At 66.7% G+C, this 20,232-nt stretch carries 15 protein-coding genes; 13 read left to right on the plus strand and 2 right to left on the minus strand.

Going from position 1 to position 20,232, the window contains the following annotated elements:
- Nucleotides 1-21 precede the first annotated feature (21 nt).
- From E6K79_07150 to E6K79_07200, 11 genes are read left to right on the plus strand one after another with little or no spacing between them, the layout of a single operon-like run.
- Nucleotides 22-1,692, plus strand: a complete 1,671-nt coding sequence (locus E6K79_07150) for a tetratricopeptide repeat protein (protein ID TMQ64806.1) — start codon at nt 22-24, stop codon at nt 1,690-1,692.
- A 43-nt stretch (nt 1,693-1,735) separates the two neighbouring features.
- Entirely contained in the window at nt 1,736-2,377 is a 642-nt protein-coding gene (locus E6K79_07155; protein ID TMQ64807.1) for a sigma-70 family RNA polymerase sigma factor, read from the plus strand.
- Entirely contained in the window at nt 2,374-3,129 is a 756-nt protein-coding gene (locus E6K79_07160; protein ID TMQ64808.1) for a hypothetical protein, read from the plus strand. Before E6K79_07155 ends, E6K79_07160 begins: the two co-directional genes overlap by 4 nt.
- Nucleotides 3,107-4,357: a PDZ domain-containing protein gene (locus E6K79_07165; GenBank protein TMQ64809.1), complete on the plus strand. Its 1,251-nt coding sequence runs from the start codon at nt 3,107-3,109 to the stop codon at nt 4,355-4,357. The genes E6K79_07160 and E6K79_07165 overlap by 23 nt, the downstream gene beginning before the upstream one ends.
- 37 nt (nt 4,358-4,394) lie before the next feature.
- Entirely contained in the window at nt 4,395-5,486 is a 1,092-nt protein-coding gene (gene aroB / locus E6K79_07170) for a 3-dehydroquinate synthase (protein ID TMQ64810.1), read from the plus strand.
- A 9-nt stretch (nt 5,487-5,495) separates the two neighbouring features.
- Nucleotides 5,496-6,371 (plus strand): tetratricopeptide repeat protein, encoded by an 876-nt coding sequence (locus E6K79_07175; protein TMQ64811.1) that lies wholly within the window; start codon nt 5,496-5,498, stop codon nt 6,369-6,371.
- The gene (locus E6K79_07180; GenBank protein TMQ64812.1) at nt 6,371-6,835 is read left to right on the plus strand and encodes a 3-dehydroquinate dehydratase; all 465 of its coding nucleotides are present in this window, start codon (nt 6,371-6,373) and stop codon (nt 6,833-6,835) included. The genes E6K79_07175 and E6K79_07180 overlap by 1 nt, the downstream gene beginning before the upstream one ends.
- A complete protein-coding gene (gene accB, locus E6K79_07185; GenBank protein ID TMQ64813.1) occupies nt 6,832-7,278 on the plus strand; it encodes an acetyl-CoA carboxylase biotin carboxyl carrier protein in 447 nt (148 codons plus the stop codon). Before E6K79_07180 ends, accB begins: the two co-directional genes overlap by 4 nt.
- 21 nt (nt 7,279-7,299) lie before the next feature.
- On the plus strand, nt 7,300-8,421 hold the full coding sequence (locus E6K79_07190) for a type IV pilus twitching motility protein PilT (GenBank protein ID TMQ64814.1): 1,122 nt from the start codon (nt 7,300-7,302) through the stop codon (nt 8,419-8,421).
- Nucleotides 8,422-8,426: 5 nt separating this feature from the next.
- Nucleotides 8,427-9,785 carry an acetyl-CoA carboxylase biotin carboxylase subunit gene (gene accC / locus E6K79_07195; GenBank protein ID TMQ64815.1) on the plus strand — a complete coding sequence of 453 codons (1,359 nt, stop codon included), beginning with the start codon at nt 8,427-8,429 and terminating at the stop codon, nt 9,783-9,785.
- Nucleotides 9,786-9,804: 19 nt separating this feature from the next.
- Nucleotides 9,805-10,551 carry a 2-phosphosulfolactate phosphatase gene (locus tag E6K79_07200; protein ID TMQ64816.1) on the plus strand — a complete coding sequence of 249 codons (747 nt, stop codon included), beginning with the start codon at nt 9,805-9,807 and terminating at the stop codon, nt 10,549-10,551.
- Here the strand turns inward: E6K79_07200 and E6K79_07205 are convergent.
- Both E6K79_07205 and E6K79_07210 read right to left on the minus strand, forming a co-directional pair.
- A complete protein-coding gene (locus E6K79_07205) occupies nt 10,525-12,081 on the minus strand; it encodes a YjgP/YjgQ family permease (GenBank protein TMQ64817.1) in 1,557 nt (518 codons plus the stop codon). The two genes, E6K79_07200 and E6K79_07205, sit on opposite strands and share 27 nt — an antisense overlap.
- Nucleotides 11,604-13,010, minus strand: coding sequence for a YjgP/YjgQ family permease (locus tag E6K79_07210; GenBank protein ID TMQ64818.1), 1,407 nt, complete (start codon nt 13,008-13,010; stop codon nt 11,604-11,606). Before E6K79_07210 ends, E6K79_07205 begins: the two co-directional genes overlap by 478 nt.
- A 210-nt stretch (nt 13,011-13,220) precedes the next feature.
- Between E6K79_07210 and sprA the strand changes: the two genes are divergently transcribed.
- Both sprA and E6K79_07220 read left to right on the plus strand, forming a co-directional pair.
- Nucleotides 13,221-19,247: a cell surface protein SprA gene (gene sprA, locus E6K79_07215; protein TMQ64819.1), complete on the plus strand. Its 6,027-nt coding sequence runs from the start codon at nt 13,221-13,223 to the stop codon at nt 19,245-19,247.
- Nucleotides 19,219-20,190 (plus strand): M28 family peptidase, encoded by a 972-nt coding sequence (locus E6K79_07220; protein TMQ64820.1) that lies wholly within the window; start codon nt 19,219-19,221, stop codon nt 20,188-20,190. The genes sprA and E6K79_07220 overlap by 29 nt, the downstream gene beginning before the upstream one ends.
- The last annotated feature ends 42 nt before the right edge of the window (nt 20,191-20,232 follow it).

Consider the following 20,232-nt stretch of genomic DNA (forward strand, 5'->3'; position numbering starts at 1 on the left):
CTTCTTGCGGAGACGGTTCACGTGACTGACGCACAGGGACGGGGCATCTTCCTAGCTTTACTCATCGGGATTGCGCTTGTTTTCCTCGCGGTAACACCCACGCCCGCTGCCGCGCTCTACTATTCCTTACAAACCCCCATCGCGCTCGAATGCCATCTGCGATCGGAGTTGGCCGAAGCCGCCGGTGATCGCGACGGCGCGATCGCGTGGGCCGAGTCGCTCGCCTCCATAGACCCCGTATCGAGCTTCGCCATGTCCCGCATCGCCATCCTGTACGAGTCGGGCGGCGAGGACGTGACGGCTCTCGAATGGGGGGAGCGCGCTCTCGCGTTGGACAGCTTGAACGCCGACGCCGCGATGCTGGTCGGACGCATGCGGCTCCGCTCCGGGGAGCCGGCCGTCGCGGCGCAGGTGCTGACGCCGCCGCTCCGACAGCTGGGGGCGGTCCCCGAGCTCTATGCGCTGCGCGCGCTGGCGCACCAGCTTGACAAGAATTACGAGGCGGCGCTCGCCGATCTGAAACGAACCGACGTGCTCCTGCCCGATTTCGCGTGGATTGCGACCGGGATCCTCAGCCTCGCGCTCGAGGACGGCCGACTGGAGGAAGCGTATTCGGCCCTCCAGCTGGCCCTGGAGCTGAAGCCTGACGATTCGCGGACCCTCGCGCTGGGCGTCTCCCTCGCCAAGCGAATGGGAAATCCGATCCTCGAGGAGACGCTACTTCGGGAGTGCGCGCTGGCGCACGGCGCGCGCCAGGAGGAGGTTGCCGCGTACGGCGCGTTCCTGATCCGCCACGGGAAGGAGCACGAGTACCGGATGCTTCTCGACTGGGCGGGGGCGCAAGGCTTCCGCGTCGACGAATTGAGGGTCGGAGCGGGCCGGGCGTTGCTGGCCACGGGGAACTATCGGGAAGCCCTCGCCAGCGTGAAGCCCCTCCGGCACGACCTGAGCGCGTTCCCCGTGCGCGCGCGCGCCTACCTCGGGCTGGGCGATGAGCGGAGCGCGCTGAGTGACTACAGGGCCCTGATGTCGAGACGCGGCCTCTCCCGCGAGGAATCGCTGGTCGTCGCCTACCTCGAGATCCGCGTCGGGAACCGGGAGCAGGGGATCAGGACCGTCGAGCAGGTCCGCTCGGCGCCGCTCGACAATGCCCGCCAGGTACTGGCGGCAAGCCTGTGCTACTCTTTGCTCGGTCATCCCGAGGAGGCGGTGTCGCTGATCCGCGACGGCGCGGGCCGGGGGTTGGCGAGCCCGTCCACGTACGAGCAGCTTGGCTCGGCGGCCACGGCGCTTGGAGATAGCCTGCTCGCCCAATGGGCCTGGGAGCGCCTGCGGGACCTCGGGCGGGAGACATCGGAATGCCTGTACTTCTTCGCTTCAGCCGAGCTGGGACAGGGGCACGCCGACCAGGCCGCTCAGTCCCTCCAAAAGTCGATCGACCTCAACCCGAGGAACGGCAGAGCCTTGCTGATGCTGGGCAACATCCGGAAGGGTCGGGGTCAGCTCGAGATGGCGCGAGATACCCTCATCCGCGCCGCCCAGTGTCCCGAAACGTCCGTCGAGGCGAATCGGGCCCTGGCGCGCGTCTGCCACAGCCTCAGGCTGGACTCGGAAGCCCGGGAAGCCGAATCGCGGGCCCGCTCCGGCCGGACCGGCCCGGCCTCAGGTCTCAGCTTCTTCCAGGGCCGGTAACCCAGCCAAATTCAGGAACCTCGATGCTGGGGGTGGTGTATCCATGAACACGGAGAGCGATGTGCCACCCGAACTACTTCGCCTGAAAAAGCTCGATCTTGCCGAGCTGAGCGACGAAGACGTCATGGAGCGTTGCGCGATGGGCTCCGAGGCGGCGTTTCGCGCGCTCGTTCAGCGCTATCGCACACGCATCATGAATCTCGTATGCAGGTTCATCAACGACCGAGACAGGGCGGAGGAGATCAGCCAGGAAGTCTTCCTGCGCGTCTTCCGGAATCGCGAGCGGTATCGGAAGAGCGGGAAGTTCTCCACGTGGATCTTCACGATCGCGGTGAACTTGACCAAGAACGAGATTCGAAGCCGCGTCCGTCACCGCGGCACGTTCAGCCTGGACGCGATGGAAGAGGAGTCCGGCGGACAGGGTGTGAGCTTTCCGGATTCGAAGCCTCTTCCCGATGAAGATCTCAATGCCAACGAAATTGGACGCAAGGTCGCAGAAGCGCTTCACAAGATCCCCGCGCGCTACCGGGAAGCTGTGGTGCTGCGCGACGTCGAGGGGCTCAGCTACGAGGAGGTCGGCCAGATCCTTCGCATCCCCGGCGGTACGGTGCGCTCACGCATCAACCGCGCGCGGCTGATGCTGAAGGAACGGCTCAAACCCTACCTCAGCCTGGAGGATGTATGAACTGCCGGTCCGCCGAACCACTCCTATCCGCCTTCCTCGAGGACGACCTGAGTCAGAAGGAGCGTCGATCGTTGGAGGCCCACATCCTCGCCTGCCGGCGCTGTTCTCTGTCCGTGCGCGAGCTTCGCGCGACGCTCGAGCTGATGCAGAACGTTCCGTACGTGGAGACGAGCCCTCACTTCGAAGAGGATCTCCTCGCCCGGATCCGCTCCGGCGAGGCCATGAGGCCGACCGTCGTGGAGTGGCTCAAGGGGCTCATGGAGCCGGCGCGTCTTCGCCCTCTCTTCCTCGCGGGCGCGGGCGCATGCGCCGTCTGGATCGGTGTGGTGCTCGTGAACCCGAACGGCGTCAACCGGCACACGAACGTAGCGGGCGTGACGGCGCCCTCGCACCTGGCGCCCGGTTCATCCGTTGCGGCCACTCCGTCGCAGGAGCCCTCGAAGGTCGAGGTAGCGTCGCTCGCAGCTCCTTTCGCCGGGACGCAAACGGCCCCGCGTCAGCCCAACGGACGGACGGGGTCTCGCCCGTCGCCCGCTCGCGGGTCGACCCAGTCCGGGGACGCCCTGGATGAGAGCGTCTGGCCGACGCCCGCTTCGAGCCAGGATGCCGCGATTCCGAATCCGGGCTCGCGCTACGACGACCAGTACATCACCGACCAATTCTTCCTCGAGAGGGATCTCGGGGGGTCCAACAACCCGACGATAACACCCGTCTCGGATCGCTCCTCCGATGACGTGTACATCACCTTCTAGGGGCGTCCCCCCCGCCGTTCGCGCCGGCGCGGAGCGCCGTCTACGCATGACGGCCTTCCTCGCGGGCGCGTTCGCGCTCCTGTTCGCGGCCACCCTCTTCGCACCCGGAGTCCGCGCCGCGCCCAGGCCGCTCCGCTCCGATGACGGCTCGCTCCTGGGCGTCGTCGACTCGGTTCACACGAGCATCCTCACGGTCGTCGGCTACCCGCCCTCGGAGGCGTCGCCGCGTCCTGGGGCGAAGCGTCGGCGGCTCATCGGGACCGCCATTGCGCTCTCGGACCGGAGCATTCTCACGTCCGCGAGCATCGCGATCCCCGGCGGCAGCGTTCGCGTGCTGCTGAAAGGGGGCATCGAGCGGCCGGCGGTGCTCTTGGGCATCGACCGCGCCTCGAACATCGCGCTCTTCCAGGTCGAAGGCGCCACCCTCCGCCCCCTCGCGCCCGCGCCGCCCCAGTCGCTCGCCATCGGGGCATGGGTCGCGGTGATCTCGAACGTCGCGGTCACGCGCCCACAGGCGGCCCTGGGCCAGATCGTCGGGCGCGGCGAGCGCATGGATTACGCGCGCTCGGGAGAGATTCTCGAGATCGACGCGCCCAGTTACCCGGGCTCGACCGGCGGCGCCGTGCTCAACGAGGAGGGCGACTGGGTCGCCGTCGTCGTCGGGCGCGCGGTGCCGAGCCCCTCGGACGAGGCCTCGCGCGTCGGGCTGAATCGCGGGGACGATCCGGTCCCCGATCCGAGCAGCGTGCTGATCGCGCTGCCCGTGGATCAGGTCGCTTGGATGACGAAGGAGCTCGAGACCTACGGCAGCGTGCGACGCGGCTACCTCGGGGTGCAGCTCCGGCGCGCGACCGGTGCGGCGTCCGACTCGCTCGGCGTGCTGATCGCGGGCGTGGTTCCGGGCAGCCCCGCCGACTCGGCCGGAATCCGGGCGGGGGACCGCGTTCTGGCCATCGAGGGCGAAGAGGCCCACACGGCCGACGCGCTCACGACGAAGGTTCGCGCGATTCGCCCCGGAGACCAGATCGAGCTGACCGTGCTCCGAGGGACCGAGATATTTCCGCTCCACGTCATCGTGGGAGCGGCATTCGTCCAACCCCCCGTCGGCCCCCGTCCCACCGTCTCGCCGGACGTCGGCCGGATGAAGCAGGAGATTCAACGCCTCGAGCAGGAGAAGCAGCGGCTCGAGGAGCAGATCCGCGGGCTCGAGGGCGCTCCCCAGCGCTAGCCCCGCCGCGCGGCCTGTGGTAGCCTGCGCGCCACCGATGATCCGCGTGCGCGTGCAGGGCGTTCCCCACGTCACCCAGATCCGCGTCCGTCGCGGCCTCCTGCGGCGAGCCGGCGCCCTTCTACGCGAGCTCCATGCCGGCGGAACCGCCGCGCTCGTCACCGACCGCACGGTCGGCCGGCTCTATGCCGCGCGCGTCGCGGCGAGCTTGGAGCGGGCCGGCTTTCGCGTCGTTCGCACGGTCCTTCCCGACGGGGAGCGCTCCAAGTCGATCGACTCGTTCCGCGCGCTCTGCGGGCGGTGGTCCGAGGATGGCGTCGGCCGCGACGCGATCGTCGTCGCGCTCGGCGGGGGCGTCGTCTCGGACGTGGCGGGCTTCGCCGCGTCGACATTCGCGCGCGGGCTCGCGTGGGCGGCCCTGCCGACCACGATCCTCGCCCAGGCGGACGCGTCGATCGGCGGAAAGGTCGGGGTCAACCTCCCCCGGGGGAAGAATCTGGTGGGCGCGTTCCACCATCCCACGGTCGTCTTGGCCGACACGGAGACGCTCCGGACGCTCACCCCGCGGGCCTATCGCGCCGGGCTCGCCGAGGTGTTGAAGATCGGCGTGATCCGCCGGCCCGAGATCGTGTCGCGCCTCTACCGCCTCACGGCGCGCGGAGGGTGGGGCGAACCCCGCGTGCTCGAGCCGCTGATCCGGATGGCTGCCGCCGAGAAGGCCCGATTGGTCTCGAAGGACGAGCGAGACCGCGGCGTCCGGCTAGCGCTCAACTTCGGCCACACGGTGGGGCACGCTCTCGAAGCGGCCTACGGATACCGACGCTATTTCCATGGAGAGGCCGTCGCCCTGGGAATCGTCGCCGCGCTCCGTCTGAGCGTGCTCGAGGTCGGGCTGGACCCCATCGTAGCGATCGAGATCGAATCGATCTTGCGGCAGCTGGGGCTGCCGACCCGGCTCGACCGGCGCCCCGGAATCCGCTTCTGGAATGCGCTCGATCGGGACAAGAAGCGTGGACGGGCGGGCGTTCGGATGATATTGTGCCCGGCGATCGGCAAATCTAAAGTCTTTGAACTGTCGTCGCTTACCGCCCTTCGGCGCGTCGTTCTGGGTCTGGTCCGTCCCGCCTAGGAGGGTCCTATGAGGAACGACACGCGCCAGGAGGCGATCCTGCCGCTGGAAGAAATTGTCGCGAGGGATCCTGCCACGGCGCTCTACCTACAGCTTGCCGAGCGACTGATGGAGCGGGGACGCCTGGATGAGGCGATCCAGCTCTGCGAGGACCGGCGCACCCGCCCGGGGAACGGCGTCGGGGACCGCATCGTTCTCGGCCGCGCTTACCTCGCGGACGGCCGGTTGAACGAGGCCCGATCCGAGTTCGAGGCGGCGCTCAAGCTGGATCGCGAGAACGTGGTCGCGCTCAAGGCGCTCGCGGGGATCCTCTCCCACTCGGGCGACCACGATCAGGCCACGGGCTACTACCGCGCTGTCTGCCGCATCGATCCCGGCGATCTCGAGTCCCAGACCGCGGTGCACCAGATCACCTCGGGCGAGTTTCCCGAGGCGCGGCCCGCCGACGTCATCGTCGGGCAGGGCGATCTCTCCTGGCAGCCGGTCCGGCTTCCCCGCGAGGAGGAGCACCTGCCCGAGCTGGCGCTCGGCCTTCGCACGATCGAGACGTTCGATCCGGGCCCGGCGCCGTCGCCGTATACGGCGGTGACTCAGGATTTCCAGGTTATTCCGATCGAGCGGCTGGGGCGGATGGAGCGGGAGGCCGCCGCGCCGCCCGCGCCACCGGAAGCGGCAGCGTCCGCCCCGCCCGCGGCCGACGCCCCGCCCGGCGATGCCGTCGCGGCCCCGGAAGCCGAGCCCGCGCAGGCCGGGCCTCCGAGCCAGGCCATGGAGCCTTCCGTGCCGTCTCCCAACCCGGCGCCGAAGCCGTCGGGCCCGATGATCGAAGGGAACAAATCGGCGTTCCAGGAGTGGCTCGACCGCCTGGGCGGCAAGAGAAGCTGATGGCCCGCGACGTCTGGGTGCTTCACGGACCGAACCTGGGTCTCCTCGGCCGCCGGGAGCCCCGTCTCTACGGCAAGGAGACGCTCGAATCGATCGACAGGCGTCTCGTGAAGCTGGGCGAGGCCCTCGGCCTCCGGGTCGCATCGTTCCAGACGAATCACGAGGGCGCGCTCATCGATCGGCTCACGATGGCCATGGACGAAGTCGACGGCTGCCTTCTCAATCCCGCCGCCTTCAGCCATACGAGCCTCGCGCTGGCGGATACGCTGCGATCGATGACGATCCCGGTCGTGGAAGTCCACATGACCAACCTCTACGCGCGCGAGCGGGAACGCCAGGAGAGCGTGACGGGGAGCGCCGCGACGGGCGTGATCATGGGATTCGGCCCCGCGAGCTACGAGCTCGGTCTCCACGCGCTCGCCGCGATGGTCGGGGGCGCGCGCGGCCAGGGCAAGCGTCGATGAATCTCCGGCGCACGATCCAGGAATTGGTCCAGATCATGCGCGAGGAGGATCTCGCCGAGATCGAGGTGAGAAAGCTGTTTTCCGCGGTTCGCGTCCGCCGCCCGGGCGGCGAGGCGGTCCACGCATCGGCGCCGGCCGCTGCCGCGGCCGTCGCCGCATCGGACGACCACAAGGCCGCGAGCGCCGCCGCGGATCTGGTGCCGATCAAGTCCCCGATGGTCGGGACGTTCTACCGCTCGCCGGCGCCGGATGCCGACCCGTACGTCGAGGAGAACAGCACGATCGACGTCGGACAAACGGTTTGCATTGTCGAGGCGATGAAGCTGATGAACGAGATCGAGTCGGACGTGAAGGGTCGGATCACCAGCATCCTCGTCGAAAACGCCCAGCCCGTCGAATACGGGCAGGTTCTGTTCCTGGTTGAAGCCGACAGCGCCGCGTAGCCAGCGTCGCGGGGGAATCGAATGAACGTAAAACGCGTCCTGCAGAAAATGGTGGAGCTTAAAGCCTCGGACCTGCACCTGAAGGTCGGCACCAAGCCGACCGCCCGCGTGAACGGGGAGCTCGTCGCGATCGAGGAGCCGGCGCCCACGCAGCAGGACCTCGAGGCGATCGTGGACCAGATCCTGACGCCGAAGCAGAAGAAGGTGTTCGAGGATACGAAGGAGGTCGATTTCGCGTTCGGCGTGACCGGGCTGGCCCGGTTCCGTACGAACTTCTTCCAGCAGCGCGGCACCTTCGCGATGGTCTTCCGCCAGGTTCCGGCCACGATCCCTGCGTTCGAGGAGCTGAACCTTCCTCCGGTGATCGAGGAGCTGGCCAGCCGCCAGCGCGGGCTCATCCTCGTCTGCGGCACCGTCGGGAGCGGGAAGTCGACCACCCTCGCCGCCATGATCGACTCGCTGAACCGGCGCGAAGCGAAGAACGTCATCACGATCGAGGATCCGGTCGAGTTCCTCTTCCGCGACAAGAAGAGCACGATCTCGCAGCGGGAGGTCGGCCTCGACACCGCCAGCTTCTCCGAAGGGCTGAAGCACGTCCTCCGCCAGGACCCCGACGTGATCCTGATCGGGGAAATCCGCGATCCCGACACGATGCGCACCGCGCTCATGGCGGCCGATACGGGGCATCTCGTCCTCTCCACGCTCCACACCGTGGACGCGCCCCAGACCATCAACCGGATCATCTCCTTCTTCCCGCCGCACGAGCATGACGAGATCCGGTTCATGCTCGCCGCGACGCTCCAGGCGGTCGTGGCCCTGCGGCTGATTCCGCGCTCGGATCAGCCGGGGCGGGTTCCGGCGGTGGAGGTGATGATGGTCACCGCCACGATCCGGGAGTACCTCCAGGACCGCGACAAGATCTCCCTCATCCAGGGCGTGATCTCCGAGGGCGTTTCCCAGTACGGGATGCAGACCTTCGACCAGTCGATCATGAAGGCCTACACGGATGAGAAGATCAGTCTCGAGAACGCTCTCCGCTTCTGCTCCAACCCGACCGAGTTCGAGCTTCGGGTGAAGGGAATTCACTCCACGTCCGACGAGTCCTGGAAGAGCTTCGAGCGGCAGAAACAGGAAACGACGTAGCGGGCATGTTCCGGAAGATTCTGGTCGCGAATCGCGGCGAGATCGCGCTCCGGATCATCCGGGCCGCCCGCGAGCTCGGGATCGAGACGGTCGCCGTGTTCTCGGAGGCCGATCGCGACTCCCTCCACGTGCGCCTCGCCGACGAGGCGGTCTGCATCGGGCCGCCCCCGTCGTCGGCGAGCTACCTCCACATCCCGCGGATCATCAGCGCGGCCGAGGTGACGGCCGCCGAGGCGATCCACCCAGGCTACGGGTTCCTCTCCGAGAACGCCCACTTCGCCGAGGTGTGCGAGTCGTGCCACATCCGATTCATCGGTCCCACCTCCGAGATGATCCGCGCGATGGGGGACAAAGCGGTCGCCAGGAAAACCGTGGCCTTAGCCGGCGTCCCCGTCACCCCCGGGAGCGAAGGGATCCTCTCCTCGGCGGATGACGCCGTCGCCGTCGCCCAGAAGCTCGGCTTCCCCGTGATCATCAAGGCCTCCGCGGGCGGCGGCGGGAAGGGGATGCGCATCGCCACCGATGAGGCATCGCTCCGAAACGGGGTTCTCACCGCGCAGGCCGAAGCGGAGGCGAATTTCGGCTCGGGCGAGGTCTACCTCGAGCGGTACATCGAGCGCCCTCGCCACATCGAGTTCCAGATCTTCGGCGACCGGCAGGGGAACGTGGTTCACCTGGGCGAGCGCGAGTGCTCGATCCAGCGGCGCCACCAGAAGCTGATCGAGGAGTCGCCGAGCGTGGCGCTCACCCCGGAGCTCCGGAAGCGGATGGGGGCCGCCGCGATCAAAGGGGCGCGCGCGATCCGGTACGAAGGCGCCGGCACGATCGAGTTCCTCCTGGGACCGACGGGCGAGTTCTATTTCATGGAGATGAACACGCGGATCCAGGTGGAGCATCCGGTCACCGAGGAAGTGACGCGCCTGGATCTGATCAAAGCCCAGATCGCCGTTGCCGCCGGAGAGCCGCTCCCCTGGAAGCAGGAGGAGATAAAGATCGACGGCCACGCGATCGAGTGCCGCATCAACGCGGAGCGCCCCGAGCAGAACTTCCAGCCGTCGCCGGGCACCGTCCGATATTTCCACGGCCCCGGCGGACCCGGCGTTCGGGTCGACAGCCACCTCTACTCGGGGTACGTCGTTCCCTCGTACTACGACTCGATGGTCGCGAAGATCATCTGTTGGGGTCGCGATCGCGACGAGGCGCTCGCCCGGATGCGCCGCGCGCTCCAGGAGACGGTCGTCGAAGGGATCGACACGACCCTCTCGTTCCACCTCCAGATCCTGGCCGACGAGAAGTTCCGCCGGGGCGAAATCCACACAGGCTACCTGGACGAGTTCTTCGCGGCCCGGAAGCAGGCCGCGTGAGGCGCGGCGCCGCGACGCCTTGAACCGGATCGATCTCTACTTCACCCCGCCGGAAGCCGAGCGCGCGTCGATCGACGGGCGTCAGATCGTCATCATCGATGTACTCCGGAGCTGCACGTCGATCGCGGTCGCCCTCTCGAACGGCGCTTCCAGGGTCATTCCGGTGGAGTCGGTGGAGGAGGCGGCCCGGCTCGCCTCGTCCCTGGGCGCCACGTCCCCCCTCCTCTGCGGCGAGCGGGACGGGCGAAAGGTGAGCGGCTTCGATCTCGGGAACTCGCCCCGCGAGTACGCGCGGGAGCGCGTCGAGGGAGCCACGTTGATCTTCGCGTCGACCAACGCGAGCTCGCTGATGGCCGGCCTCCTGGAAGGGCGGGAGCAGTTGCTCCTCGCCTACGTCAACGTCGGCGCCGTGGCGGACGCGGTGCGCCGTCGCGGCGAGGACCTGGTCGTCGTCTGCGCAGGGAAGACCAACCGCTTCGCGCTGGAGGATGCAGCCTGCGCCGGCGCGCTGATCCGACGGTTGGAGGCCGCGGGAGAGGCCGTCGCCTTGAACGACGCCGCCGAGACGGCGCGGGAGTACGACCGCGCGCACGGCCACGACCCGGAGGGGATTCTGAGCCGCAGCGAGCACGGGCGAGATCTGATCGAGATGGGGTTCGGGGACGATCTACCCGTCTGCGCCAGGATCGACAGCGTGCCGGTCGTTCCCCACCTTCGCGAGGGGCGGATCACCGCCCTGTCATCCGCCCCGTCTCGCCCTTCGTAAAAGCTCCACCGCCAGCGCGCCGAAGAAGAAGTTGCCGATCCATGCCGCAACGACCGGCGGGAGCTGCCCGTTGTGGCCCAGCGCCTGCCCCAATCGGATGAAGGCGTAGTAGACGAAGCTGATGAAGACCGAGAGCCCGAAGCTCACGGCCAGCCCGCCGCGGCGCACGCGGAGCGCCAGCGCGGTTCCGATCACGACCACGATCAGGTTCGTCAGCGGGAACGCCACCTTGAGGTAGAGCTCGACCAGGTACTTCTGCACCCGGCTCCCGCTCTGCTTCAACCTCGCGATGTAATCGCGCAGCTCCCAGTACGAGAGGGCCCGCGGATCCTCCTCGGCCTTCGCGAAATCGTCCGGGGTCTCGAGGAGGCCGGGGATCACGAGCTCGTTGAATTGGGCCGCGTGCTCTCCCTCACGGTCGAAGCGGCGCACGAAGCCGCGCCGGAAGACCCATCGCCCGTTCTCCCATCGCGCCGTCTCGGCGTCGATCCGCCCCGTCAACGTGTGCTGGCTGATCTCCTGGATGACGACCTCGCGCATCTCCATCGTGGGGATGGCGTACGTCTTGATGAGGAACGTGCGCCCCTCCCGCCCCAGGTAGGCCAGATTGGTGCGGACCGTGGCCCCTTCGGGGCTCTGCTTCTTGATATTCACGCGGTAGATCTGGAGCTTGCGCGCGTTCAGGTGCGGGAGGGCGACCTCGTTCGTGAGGAAGACGAGCGTGCTCACGGCCAGGGCGAGCGCCCAGAGGGGGAGCGCGATCCTTCCGATGCCGATCCCCGCGGCCTGCATCGCGGTCAGCTCGTTGTGGCGGCCGATCTGTCCCAGCGCCACGAGGCAGGAGAGGAGCATCGCCATCGGAAGGACCTGGATGATGATGCCGGGAACGGAGACGGCGTAGTACGTCGCCACGAGATGCACCGGCACCCGGTTGTCGAGGTAGGTGTCGAGCTTCTCGAACACGTCGATGATGATGAAGACCGAGACGAAGAAGACGAGCGCGGCGAGGAGGGAGATGAGCTGCTCGCGAAGGAGGTAGCGGTCCAGAATCCTCACGAAGGGACGGCCCGCCGCGGGCGCGGCTTTCGCCGCGGCCGGCGGATGATCTCCGCCGCCTGGAGCGTGAGCAGGATGCCGATGGCCCCGATCACGAGATTCGGCGTCCACATGGCGACCCACGGCGCGAGGAGGCGCCGATCGGCCAGCTCCTCGCCTCCCGCGAGGCAGAGGTAGTAGAAGATGAAGAAGAGGATCGAGAGAAACGCCACGGAGATTCCGCTTTTTCGCGCGCGGATTCCGAGCGGGGCGCCGACGAGCACGAAGACCACGCAGGCGGCCGGAATCGAGAACTTCTTCTGAACCTCGACCTCGAGGCTCTGGGCGCGGCGCTCCAGCGCGTCCACCTCCAGCTGGCGCATCTGGATGATGTCCGCCGTGACCGGAGAGACGAACCGCGATGGGCTCAGCGGTCCGGGCGCGCTCTCGCGGACGTCCACGGAGGAGAACGCCCGGAGCGCGTTCCGGAGCCACGCCCGGATGCCGCTGGGGGCGCGGTGGGGGACGACCGCATTCACGAACGAGTCGTAATCCTTGAATCCGGCCGCGTGCAGGACCTCGTCGCGGCGCCTCGCCGCGTCGCCCAAGTCCTGCCGGAGCTTGTGGATATGGTCCTCCATCATCCCCAGGCTCATCTCCCGGTCGCCCCGGGTCTCCCGGTCCCGCCGCTCCAGATCCCCCCCATCTGTCCGAATATTAATGACATGCGTCTTGAACATGAGGCGGCGGTAGGTCCGCTCCGCGTCGTTCGGGGGGACTTCGTGGATCTCGCCGTCGTGGAGCTCCAGCGACATCACCCGGCCGTCGGGCGAGTTGTGGATGACGCCCCAGTCGGCGAGAATTGTGGTCGGCCGGGCGCCCGAATTGAGCTGGTAGATCTTGACGCCGCGGATCTCGTTGGTCCGGTCGTTCACCTTCTCGACGAAGATGCTGTAGCCGACGAATCCGTCGATGAAAACGCCCTCCGTGATCTGCGCCGTGGGGCGCTTTCGTCCGACGTCGGCCATCAGGTTCGCGAGCGCGTGGTTCGACTCGGGGAGGACGTGGTTGTTGAAGAGGACGAGGAGACCGGCCAGGACGCTGGCCGCCAGGAGCGGGGCCCCGACGATGCGGAGCAGGTTGACCCCGTTTGCCCGCATGGCCGCGATCTCATTATCTTGGGAGAGCCTGCCGAACGTGGCCAGGCTGGCGATCAGGACCGAGCAGGGAAACGCCAGAGCGACCATGTAGCCGAGCGAGAGGACGAACATCTCCAGGACGATGCCCGCGCTCACCCCTTTTCCGATCGCCAGGTCGACCAGATCGAACAGGAAGTCCAGGCTGAGCAGGAAAATAACGATGCTGAACCCGATGAGGAACGGGAAGACGTGTTCTCGGAGAACGTAGCGTTCGAGTATTCTCATGCGCTCTGAGCGGCGGGCCCGCCCAAAGGGCACGCGCGCCGCCAGTATAGGGAGCGGAACGGCCCTGGAGCAAACTTTCCCGGGGGTCCCCAACCCGAGGTCTGAAAACCGGTTGGCCGTCGAACCACAACGCGTCCACGGGGTTCAAGTAGAGGCGGCCCCTTTCCCAGATCGGGCCTCCCCGGGGACTCAGCCACCAGCCATGGGATCATGCGCCAACGCCTGAGGCTTTGCCTCCTCATCCTGCTTTGCCTCGGCTCCCAAATCTGGGGCGCCGCGGAGGCCGCGCCAATGCGCTTCCGCGCCATGCCGGATCCCACCGCACAGCTGACCTCCATTCCGTCGGATGACGCGTCAAGCAGCCTGCCTCCGGGCTGGGGGTTCCACCCCATCAGTCCCACCGGTATGTACCCCACCGGGCAGGGCGACATCGACGTTTCGATCAACCCGGTAACCGGGAAGATTCTCGAGAGCTACCGCGAGGGCGACGTCGAGGTTCGCGAGCCGCTCGTCATCACTTCCGAGGAGTACAACCAGATCCTCTCCGGGCGGACCGTGCGCCGGCTCTGGAACGACAAGACCCGCCAGACCCGCTCCGTGGCGCGCGGGCAAGGGCGCGGCGGCAGCCTCTTCCGGGTCGAGCTCCCGGTCCAATTCCCCAAGCTGATCCGCTCGATTGTCGGCGACGGGGCCCCCAACATCGAAGTGTCGGGCAGCGAGTCGATCACCTTGAGCGGGACGAGCGACTGGGTCCCGGGCCACGCCGTCCAGACCGAGCGCAAGAAGCAGAGCGGGTTTCCGAGCCTCGAGATGAAGCAGGAGCTGAACGTGAACCTGACCGGCTCCATCGGGGACAAGATCAAGGTCGACGGCGACCAATCGAGCAACGTCCAGACCTCGGTCGACAACAAGGTGAAGCTCCGCTACGAGGGCGACGAGAACGACATGGTCCGGTCGGTCGAGCTGGGCAACACGAACCTCTCGGTCGAGGGGGCGTCGTTTCGCCAGGAGGGTCTGTTCGGCGTCAAGACGGTGATGAAGATGGGCAACGTGGACCTGACGACGATCGCGAGCAAGCAGCAAGGGAAAACCGAGACGGCGCGATTCACGCCGTCCGGTGACAGCAAGAAAGTGCAGATCCGGGACCTCGATTATATCCACCGGACCTACTTCCTGATCGCCGACAAGCCGGTCAAGATCGCCCCCGGGAGCATCAGGCTCTACAAGGACGATTACGTCAACACGCCGGGCGAGCCCGAGGGGCTCGCGCGCCTGGACCCCACGGCGACCCCCGACAGCGCCTCGAATCCCGAGATCCCCGGACACTTCACGCTGCTCTCGCCGGATGACGCTTATACCGTCGAGTACCCATGGGTCCTCCCAAGCGGCGCGCGGGTTGGGTTCGCGATTCCGGTGATTCATCTGAAATTCCAGCTCGGCTTGACCGAGGTGCTCGCGGTGGCGTACTCGGACGAGTCGAGCGGGACACCGGTCTCGGTCGGCACGACCACCACGGCGGAGTACAGCTCCGAGGACCTGGCGCACAGAAAAGGCCCCAACCAGCTCCTGCTCAAGATGCTGAAGCCGCGATTCGACGATCTCCAGGACGACTCCACCGGTTACGTCGCCAAGACCCCGTGGTATCCCGCGCTCCGCTACGAGCTACGGAACTATTACGACCTGGGCGGACGGGACATCTCGCTCTCGACCATGAACCTGACGATCCGCCGGCTCCAGTCGGGCCTGGCGACCGATCCCGAAACGGCGACCGACCCGCGTACCCAAGCGGATGTGAAGCTGATCGAGGTCCTCGGGCTCGACCAGCGGGGCAAGGCCGGATCCTCGAATCCGGACCTGCCGGACGGCCGGGTCGACGACCAGTTCATCGACCCTGCCAACGGGATCATCTTCTTCCCCGACCTTCACCCGTTCGCGCCGGATTCGTCCCCTCCGGATTCGACGGTCCCGTGCGGGTCCGGCTATGGGGGATTCAACTGCCTCGACAACTTCAACCGGAACTTCCTCGCCGGGGCAACGGCGAATCGGAAGGTCTACTACACGAAGAATCCCGATGCGTTCCAGGACACGCGCTACTACATCGAGGCCGAATACAAGAGCAGCCAGCAGGGCTTCTTCCTGGGGCGCTTCGACATTCTCGAGAACTCCGAGCAGGTGAAGGTCGACGGAATCCCCAAGGTCCGGGGCACGGACTACAGCATCGATTACCAGACCGGGCAGCTCACTTTCATCTCTCCTCCCAAGCCCGACCAGACGATTACCGTCGACTTCTCCTTCTCCCCGGGGTTCGGCACGACGCAGCTCACGCTTCTCGGCGCTTCGGCCTCGTACGTCCCGGGGCCGAACCTTAGCGTCACCTCGAGCGTCCTCTTCGACAGCCGCGGCGCTCAGGAGAAGAATCCCAAGCTGGGGGAAGAGCCGGCGAAGTCGATCATCGGTGACCTCTCCTCGGTCGTCACCTTCAAGCCCGTCTGGATGACCGCGCTGGCCAACGCCATCCCGGGCGTCCGGACCACGACCCCATCGACGCTCAACATCCAGGGACACGCGGCCATGAGCGTTCCCAACCCGAACACGGCGGGCGAGGCCTACGTCGACGACATGGAGGGGAACCGCGAGTCGAACACGGCCTCCATCTCCCGCACGCAGTGGTTCTGGTCGAGCACGCCGCTCGACGCGACCGGGCAGCCCCTGTTCGCGAACGACGTCTCCCAGCACGCGCGGATCGCCTGGTATAACCCCCCGAGCACGCTCACGGACAACAATCCGAGCAAGATCAAGGAGCGCGACTTGAAGCCGGTCCTCAAGAACGAGGAAGGGGGAGACGCCATCCACCACGTGCTCGAGATGACGGTCACGCCGCCCACGAATCAGACCGGCGTCACCTCCACGAACTGGACCGGCATCACCCAGTCGCTGGGCGCCGTGGGGCAGGACTTCTCGAAGCTCCGATACGTCGAGATCTGGATCAACGATTTCACGCCCGTCCACGACACGACCCAGGCCAAGCTCCACATCGACTTCGGCCGGGTGAGCGAGGACGCTTTCTGGGAGCCCAACAAGGGGCCGGACGGGGTGATCGAGACGGAGGACAAGAACGGGGATGGAAAGCTCGACCGATCCCCGACGGACGAGGACACCGGGATCGACGGCGTGCCCGACGAATTGGAAACGGGCCCGAACGGAACGGACCATTGGGACCCGGTCACGAATAAGGACCCCAACGGGGACGACTACGCCTACAGCCTCGATCGCCCGGACGACTACAGCCGGATCAACTACACCGAGAAGAGCAGCGTGAACGACCCAAATGGCCGCCCGGACACCGAGGACCTGAACCACGACGGGTTCGGGGACTTCGGGAACGACTACTTCGAGGCGACGCTCGACCTCGCCGATACCGCGTACGTGGCGATCGATGTGCCCAAGGACTACGCGAACGACCCCAAGGTCATCGGGACGATCAAGCCGTACAACGGATGGCGTCTCTTCCGGATTCCCCTGTCGGCCGTGGCATTCAACCGGGTCGGCTCGCCGAGCTGGGGAAGCATTCAGCACCTTCGGCTTTGGGTCGACGGCCTGCGAGCCACTCCCTTCAAGCTGCAGGTGGGCGGGATCGAGCTGGTGGGGAATCGATGGCTCGTCCAGGCGATCTCCCCCGATGCGGCATCGCGCGGCGTCGAGCTGGGGGTCGGGGTGAGGAACAACAAGGACGACGCCGACCTCTACCAATCTCCCTACCAGGTCGGGAACGCGGTCGGCGGGACCGCCCAGAGGCGGGAGCAGTCGATGGCGCTCCGCTACGCGGGCCTCGCGGCCGGCGACACGGTGCTGGCGTTCAAGACCTCGAGCCAGGACCGGAGTGGGCTGGGCTGGACGCAGTACAGCCAGATTCGTTTCTGGGTGCACGGGGAGACGGGCGTGGAAGCTCAGAATCTCCGGGCCGTGGCCCGCTTCGGCGCGGATACGGTGAATTACTACGAGTACTCGGTGCCGGTGCACAGCGGGTGGCAGAACGTGATCATCCCGATGGAGCGCCTCTCGGGGCTGAAGGAAGCCGGCCGGGCGCAGGTCAAGGTTGACTCCCTCACCGCGGCCTCGACCGGCGAGTTCTACACGGTCGTCGGCAACCCGAGCTTCACTCGGATCTACCGCACCAGCTTCGGCGTGGACAGGCACGGCGGAACGGGAACCGAGCAGGGGGAGGTCTGGGTCAACGACCTGCGGCTCTCGGGCGTTCATCGCGACCGGGGGACCAGGGGCGACGTGACGGTCCAGGCGAATTTCGCCGACGTCCTCGCCATGAACATCACGCACGAGAGCCAGGATGAGAATTTCTTCCGGGTCGGCTCGGGCGCCAATCAGGGCTCCGGCTTGAATCATGTGGCCACCGGGTTCTCGACGACCCTCCAGGTGGACCGCCTCATGCCCACGTCGGGGCTCCAGCTGCCGCTGCGTTTCTCGGTCCAGCAGGCGAGCGACGTGCCCAAGTTCCGAACAGGCTCCGACGTCATTCTGAGCGGGTCCCGGTCGGACCTCGAGACGCGGCAACAGAACCAGCAGTCGGTCGATCTTTCCTATCACCGCTCGGGATCCCGAAAGGGCCTCGCGCGGTTCACGATCGACGCCTTGAGCGGCGGGATGGGATTCACGCGCCGGAACAGCGTCAACCCGACCTCGAAGGATTCCTCATGGGCCTTCAACGCGTCCACGGGCTACGACCTTCCGGTCGGCGGCGGCGGCTTCAGCCTGGGGTCGAAGCTGAAGGTGAACCTTCTGCCGGACGTGGTCGGATTCTCCACGGCGTGGCAATCGACCCGGGACGTCTCCTACGGGCGCTCGCTCGAAGATCAGACCGACTCGACGGGCGCGCCGGTGGACTCCACGTTCCTTCGCTCGGACGTCAAGGTGAGGCAGCTCACCCTGGGCAGCACCTCCTCGTGGACGCCGCTCAGCTCGATCCGATTCCGATACAGCATCACCTCGATCCGCAACATGCTCCTCCACGACGTGGGCCCCTTCGGCGTCAACAAAGGCACCGAGATCGATCAGAGGCGCGGCATGGAGCTCAATTACACGCCGCGGTGGCTCGCGATCCTTTCGCCCAACATGAGCCTGAGCGGCCGCTATCACGAGTCGTCCCGGCCCGAGCTTCGGATTCTCTCGGACGACCCCGCCGGCCTGAAGAGCATCGACAACGGAGGGACGGCGCGGGTCACCGCGATCCTGCCGATCGGACGATTCGGGCAGAAGATGAGCTCGAAGCCCGGTACCAAGGGCGGTGCCTACGCGTTGAGCCCGCTTCGATTGATCTTCTCCCGGCTCCAGGACATTCAGGGCACGTTCAGCTTCGAGCGCGGGAGCGTGATCACGCGCGTGGCCGGGGATGCCGGGTTCCCGTTCGAGACCGGATTCACCGGGGCCCTGTCTCCCCGCCTCGCGGCGCTCAACAACTCGGTCTTCTCCTCGAATCGGGCGTACACCACCGGGGCGAACACCACGATCCGTCCCACGTCGAACATCACGGTCGACGCGCGCGCCGATCACCGCCTCACCTTCACGGACGGAAACCTGGGCGGCGCGCGGCGCCAGCTCCAGCTCACGCTCCCCGATCTGAAGGCGCGATGGCTCGATCTGAACCGCCTCCTCGGCCTCTCGGGCTCGATCAACTCGATGTCGCTCAATTCCGGATACAACCTCCGGAGGGAGGAGATCGGCCCCCAGGACGGACCCCTGGATCAACGGGTCAACACGACGACCTGGCAGCCCCTCATCGGCTGGGATCTGGCCTGGCGGAACGGCCTCCGCGCCAACATCAGCACGGCGGTGGTGCAGGCCACGAGCCTGGATCAGCGGAGCTTCGGGATCGTAGGGGAGCGCCAGTCGGTGAATACCGACATCCGGTTCACCAAGATCTTCCCCGCCTCACGCGGCATCAGGTTCCCATGGAGCAAGAAGGCGATGAAGCTTCCGAACGATTTGAACCTGAACCTGACCGTCTCATTGGCCTCGGACCGGAAGATCACGAAGCAGCCCCAGTTCCCGGACCTCGTGGAGCTGGACACCCAGCGGCTCAGCGTGACGAGCGGGACCACGTACAATTTCACCCAATCGATCTCCGGCGGGTTTAATCTGGGCTATCGCAACAACAGGGACTTGAAGACCCAGATCACTTCCCGCGGGATCACGATTGCGTTCAACGGCCAGTTCCGCTTCTGAAATTCGAAGGTCCCGCGTTCCGGGCGCTCTTCGGAGCGCGCTCCGGGCCGGCCTCGTCACGATCCTCCTCGGATTCGCCTCATGCGATCGTCCCGCCGCGGCCTTCGAAGGGAATCGCGCGTTCGGGTGGCTCAAGCAGCAATGCGACTTCGGGCCCAGGGTTCCCGGCACGGCCGCCCACGATACCTGCTTCGCCTTCCTCCTGAAGACGCTACGGGGCTACGCACCCGAGGTCGAAGCCGACACGTTCTTCTACGATTCGCCGATCCTGAATTCCAGGGTGCGGCTCATGAACGTCGTCGCGCGGTTCCGGCCGGACCTCAGACAGCGCGTCCTGTTCGGGGCGCACTGGGACACGCGGCCCTGGGCCGACCGCGACCCGGAGCCGGCGAAGCGCCACTTACCGATCCTCGGGGCGAACGACGGCGCGTCCGGCGTGGCGGTTCTGCTCGAGCTGGCCAGACTTGTCAAGAAGAGCGGGCCCATGGTGGGCGTCGACATCGTGATCTTCGACGGCGAGGATCTCGGGACGCAGGTGGATCAAAACGGATATTTCCGCGGGTCCAATCGGTACGTGGAGGAATCCTCCGGGCAGAAGCCGCCGCTCTTCGTGATCGTCCTGGACATGGTGGGGAAGAAGGACCTCGACCTCCACTGGGAGGGGAACTCACGCAGGCTCGCCTCGAACATCGTCGACCTAGTGTGGGGCCAGGCCAACGACCTCGGCGTCCGGAGCTTCCGGTCCGACGTTCGACATACGGTCTTCGACGACCACATGCCCTTCTTGAACGCCGGGATTCCGGCCATCGACGTGATCGATTTCTCCTACCCAGAATGGCACACCACCCACGACACGCCCGACAAATGCTCCCCGGAAAGCCTGGAGGGGGTAGGCCAGGTGCTCCTAAGCCTCGTCCGCAAGCCCAATTTCCTGTCTAACTGAAATTTCTGCTTGATCCTCCGGGGCGACCCCGGTAAGTTGGGG

This window comes from Candidatus Eisenbacteria bacterium (assembly GCA_005893305.1).
In the GTDB taxonomy this organism is placed as follows: Bacteria; Eisenbacteria; RBG-16-71-46; order SZUA-252; family SZUA-252; genus WS-9.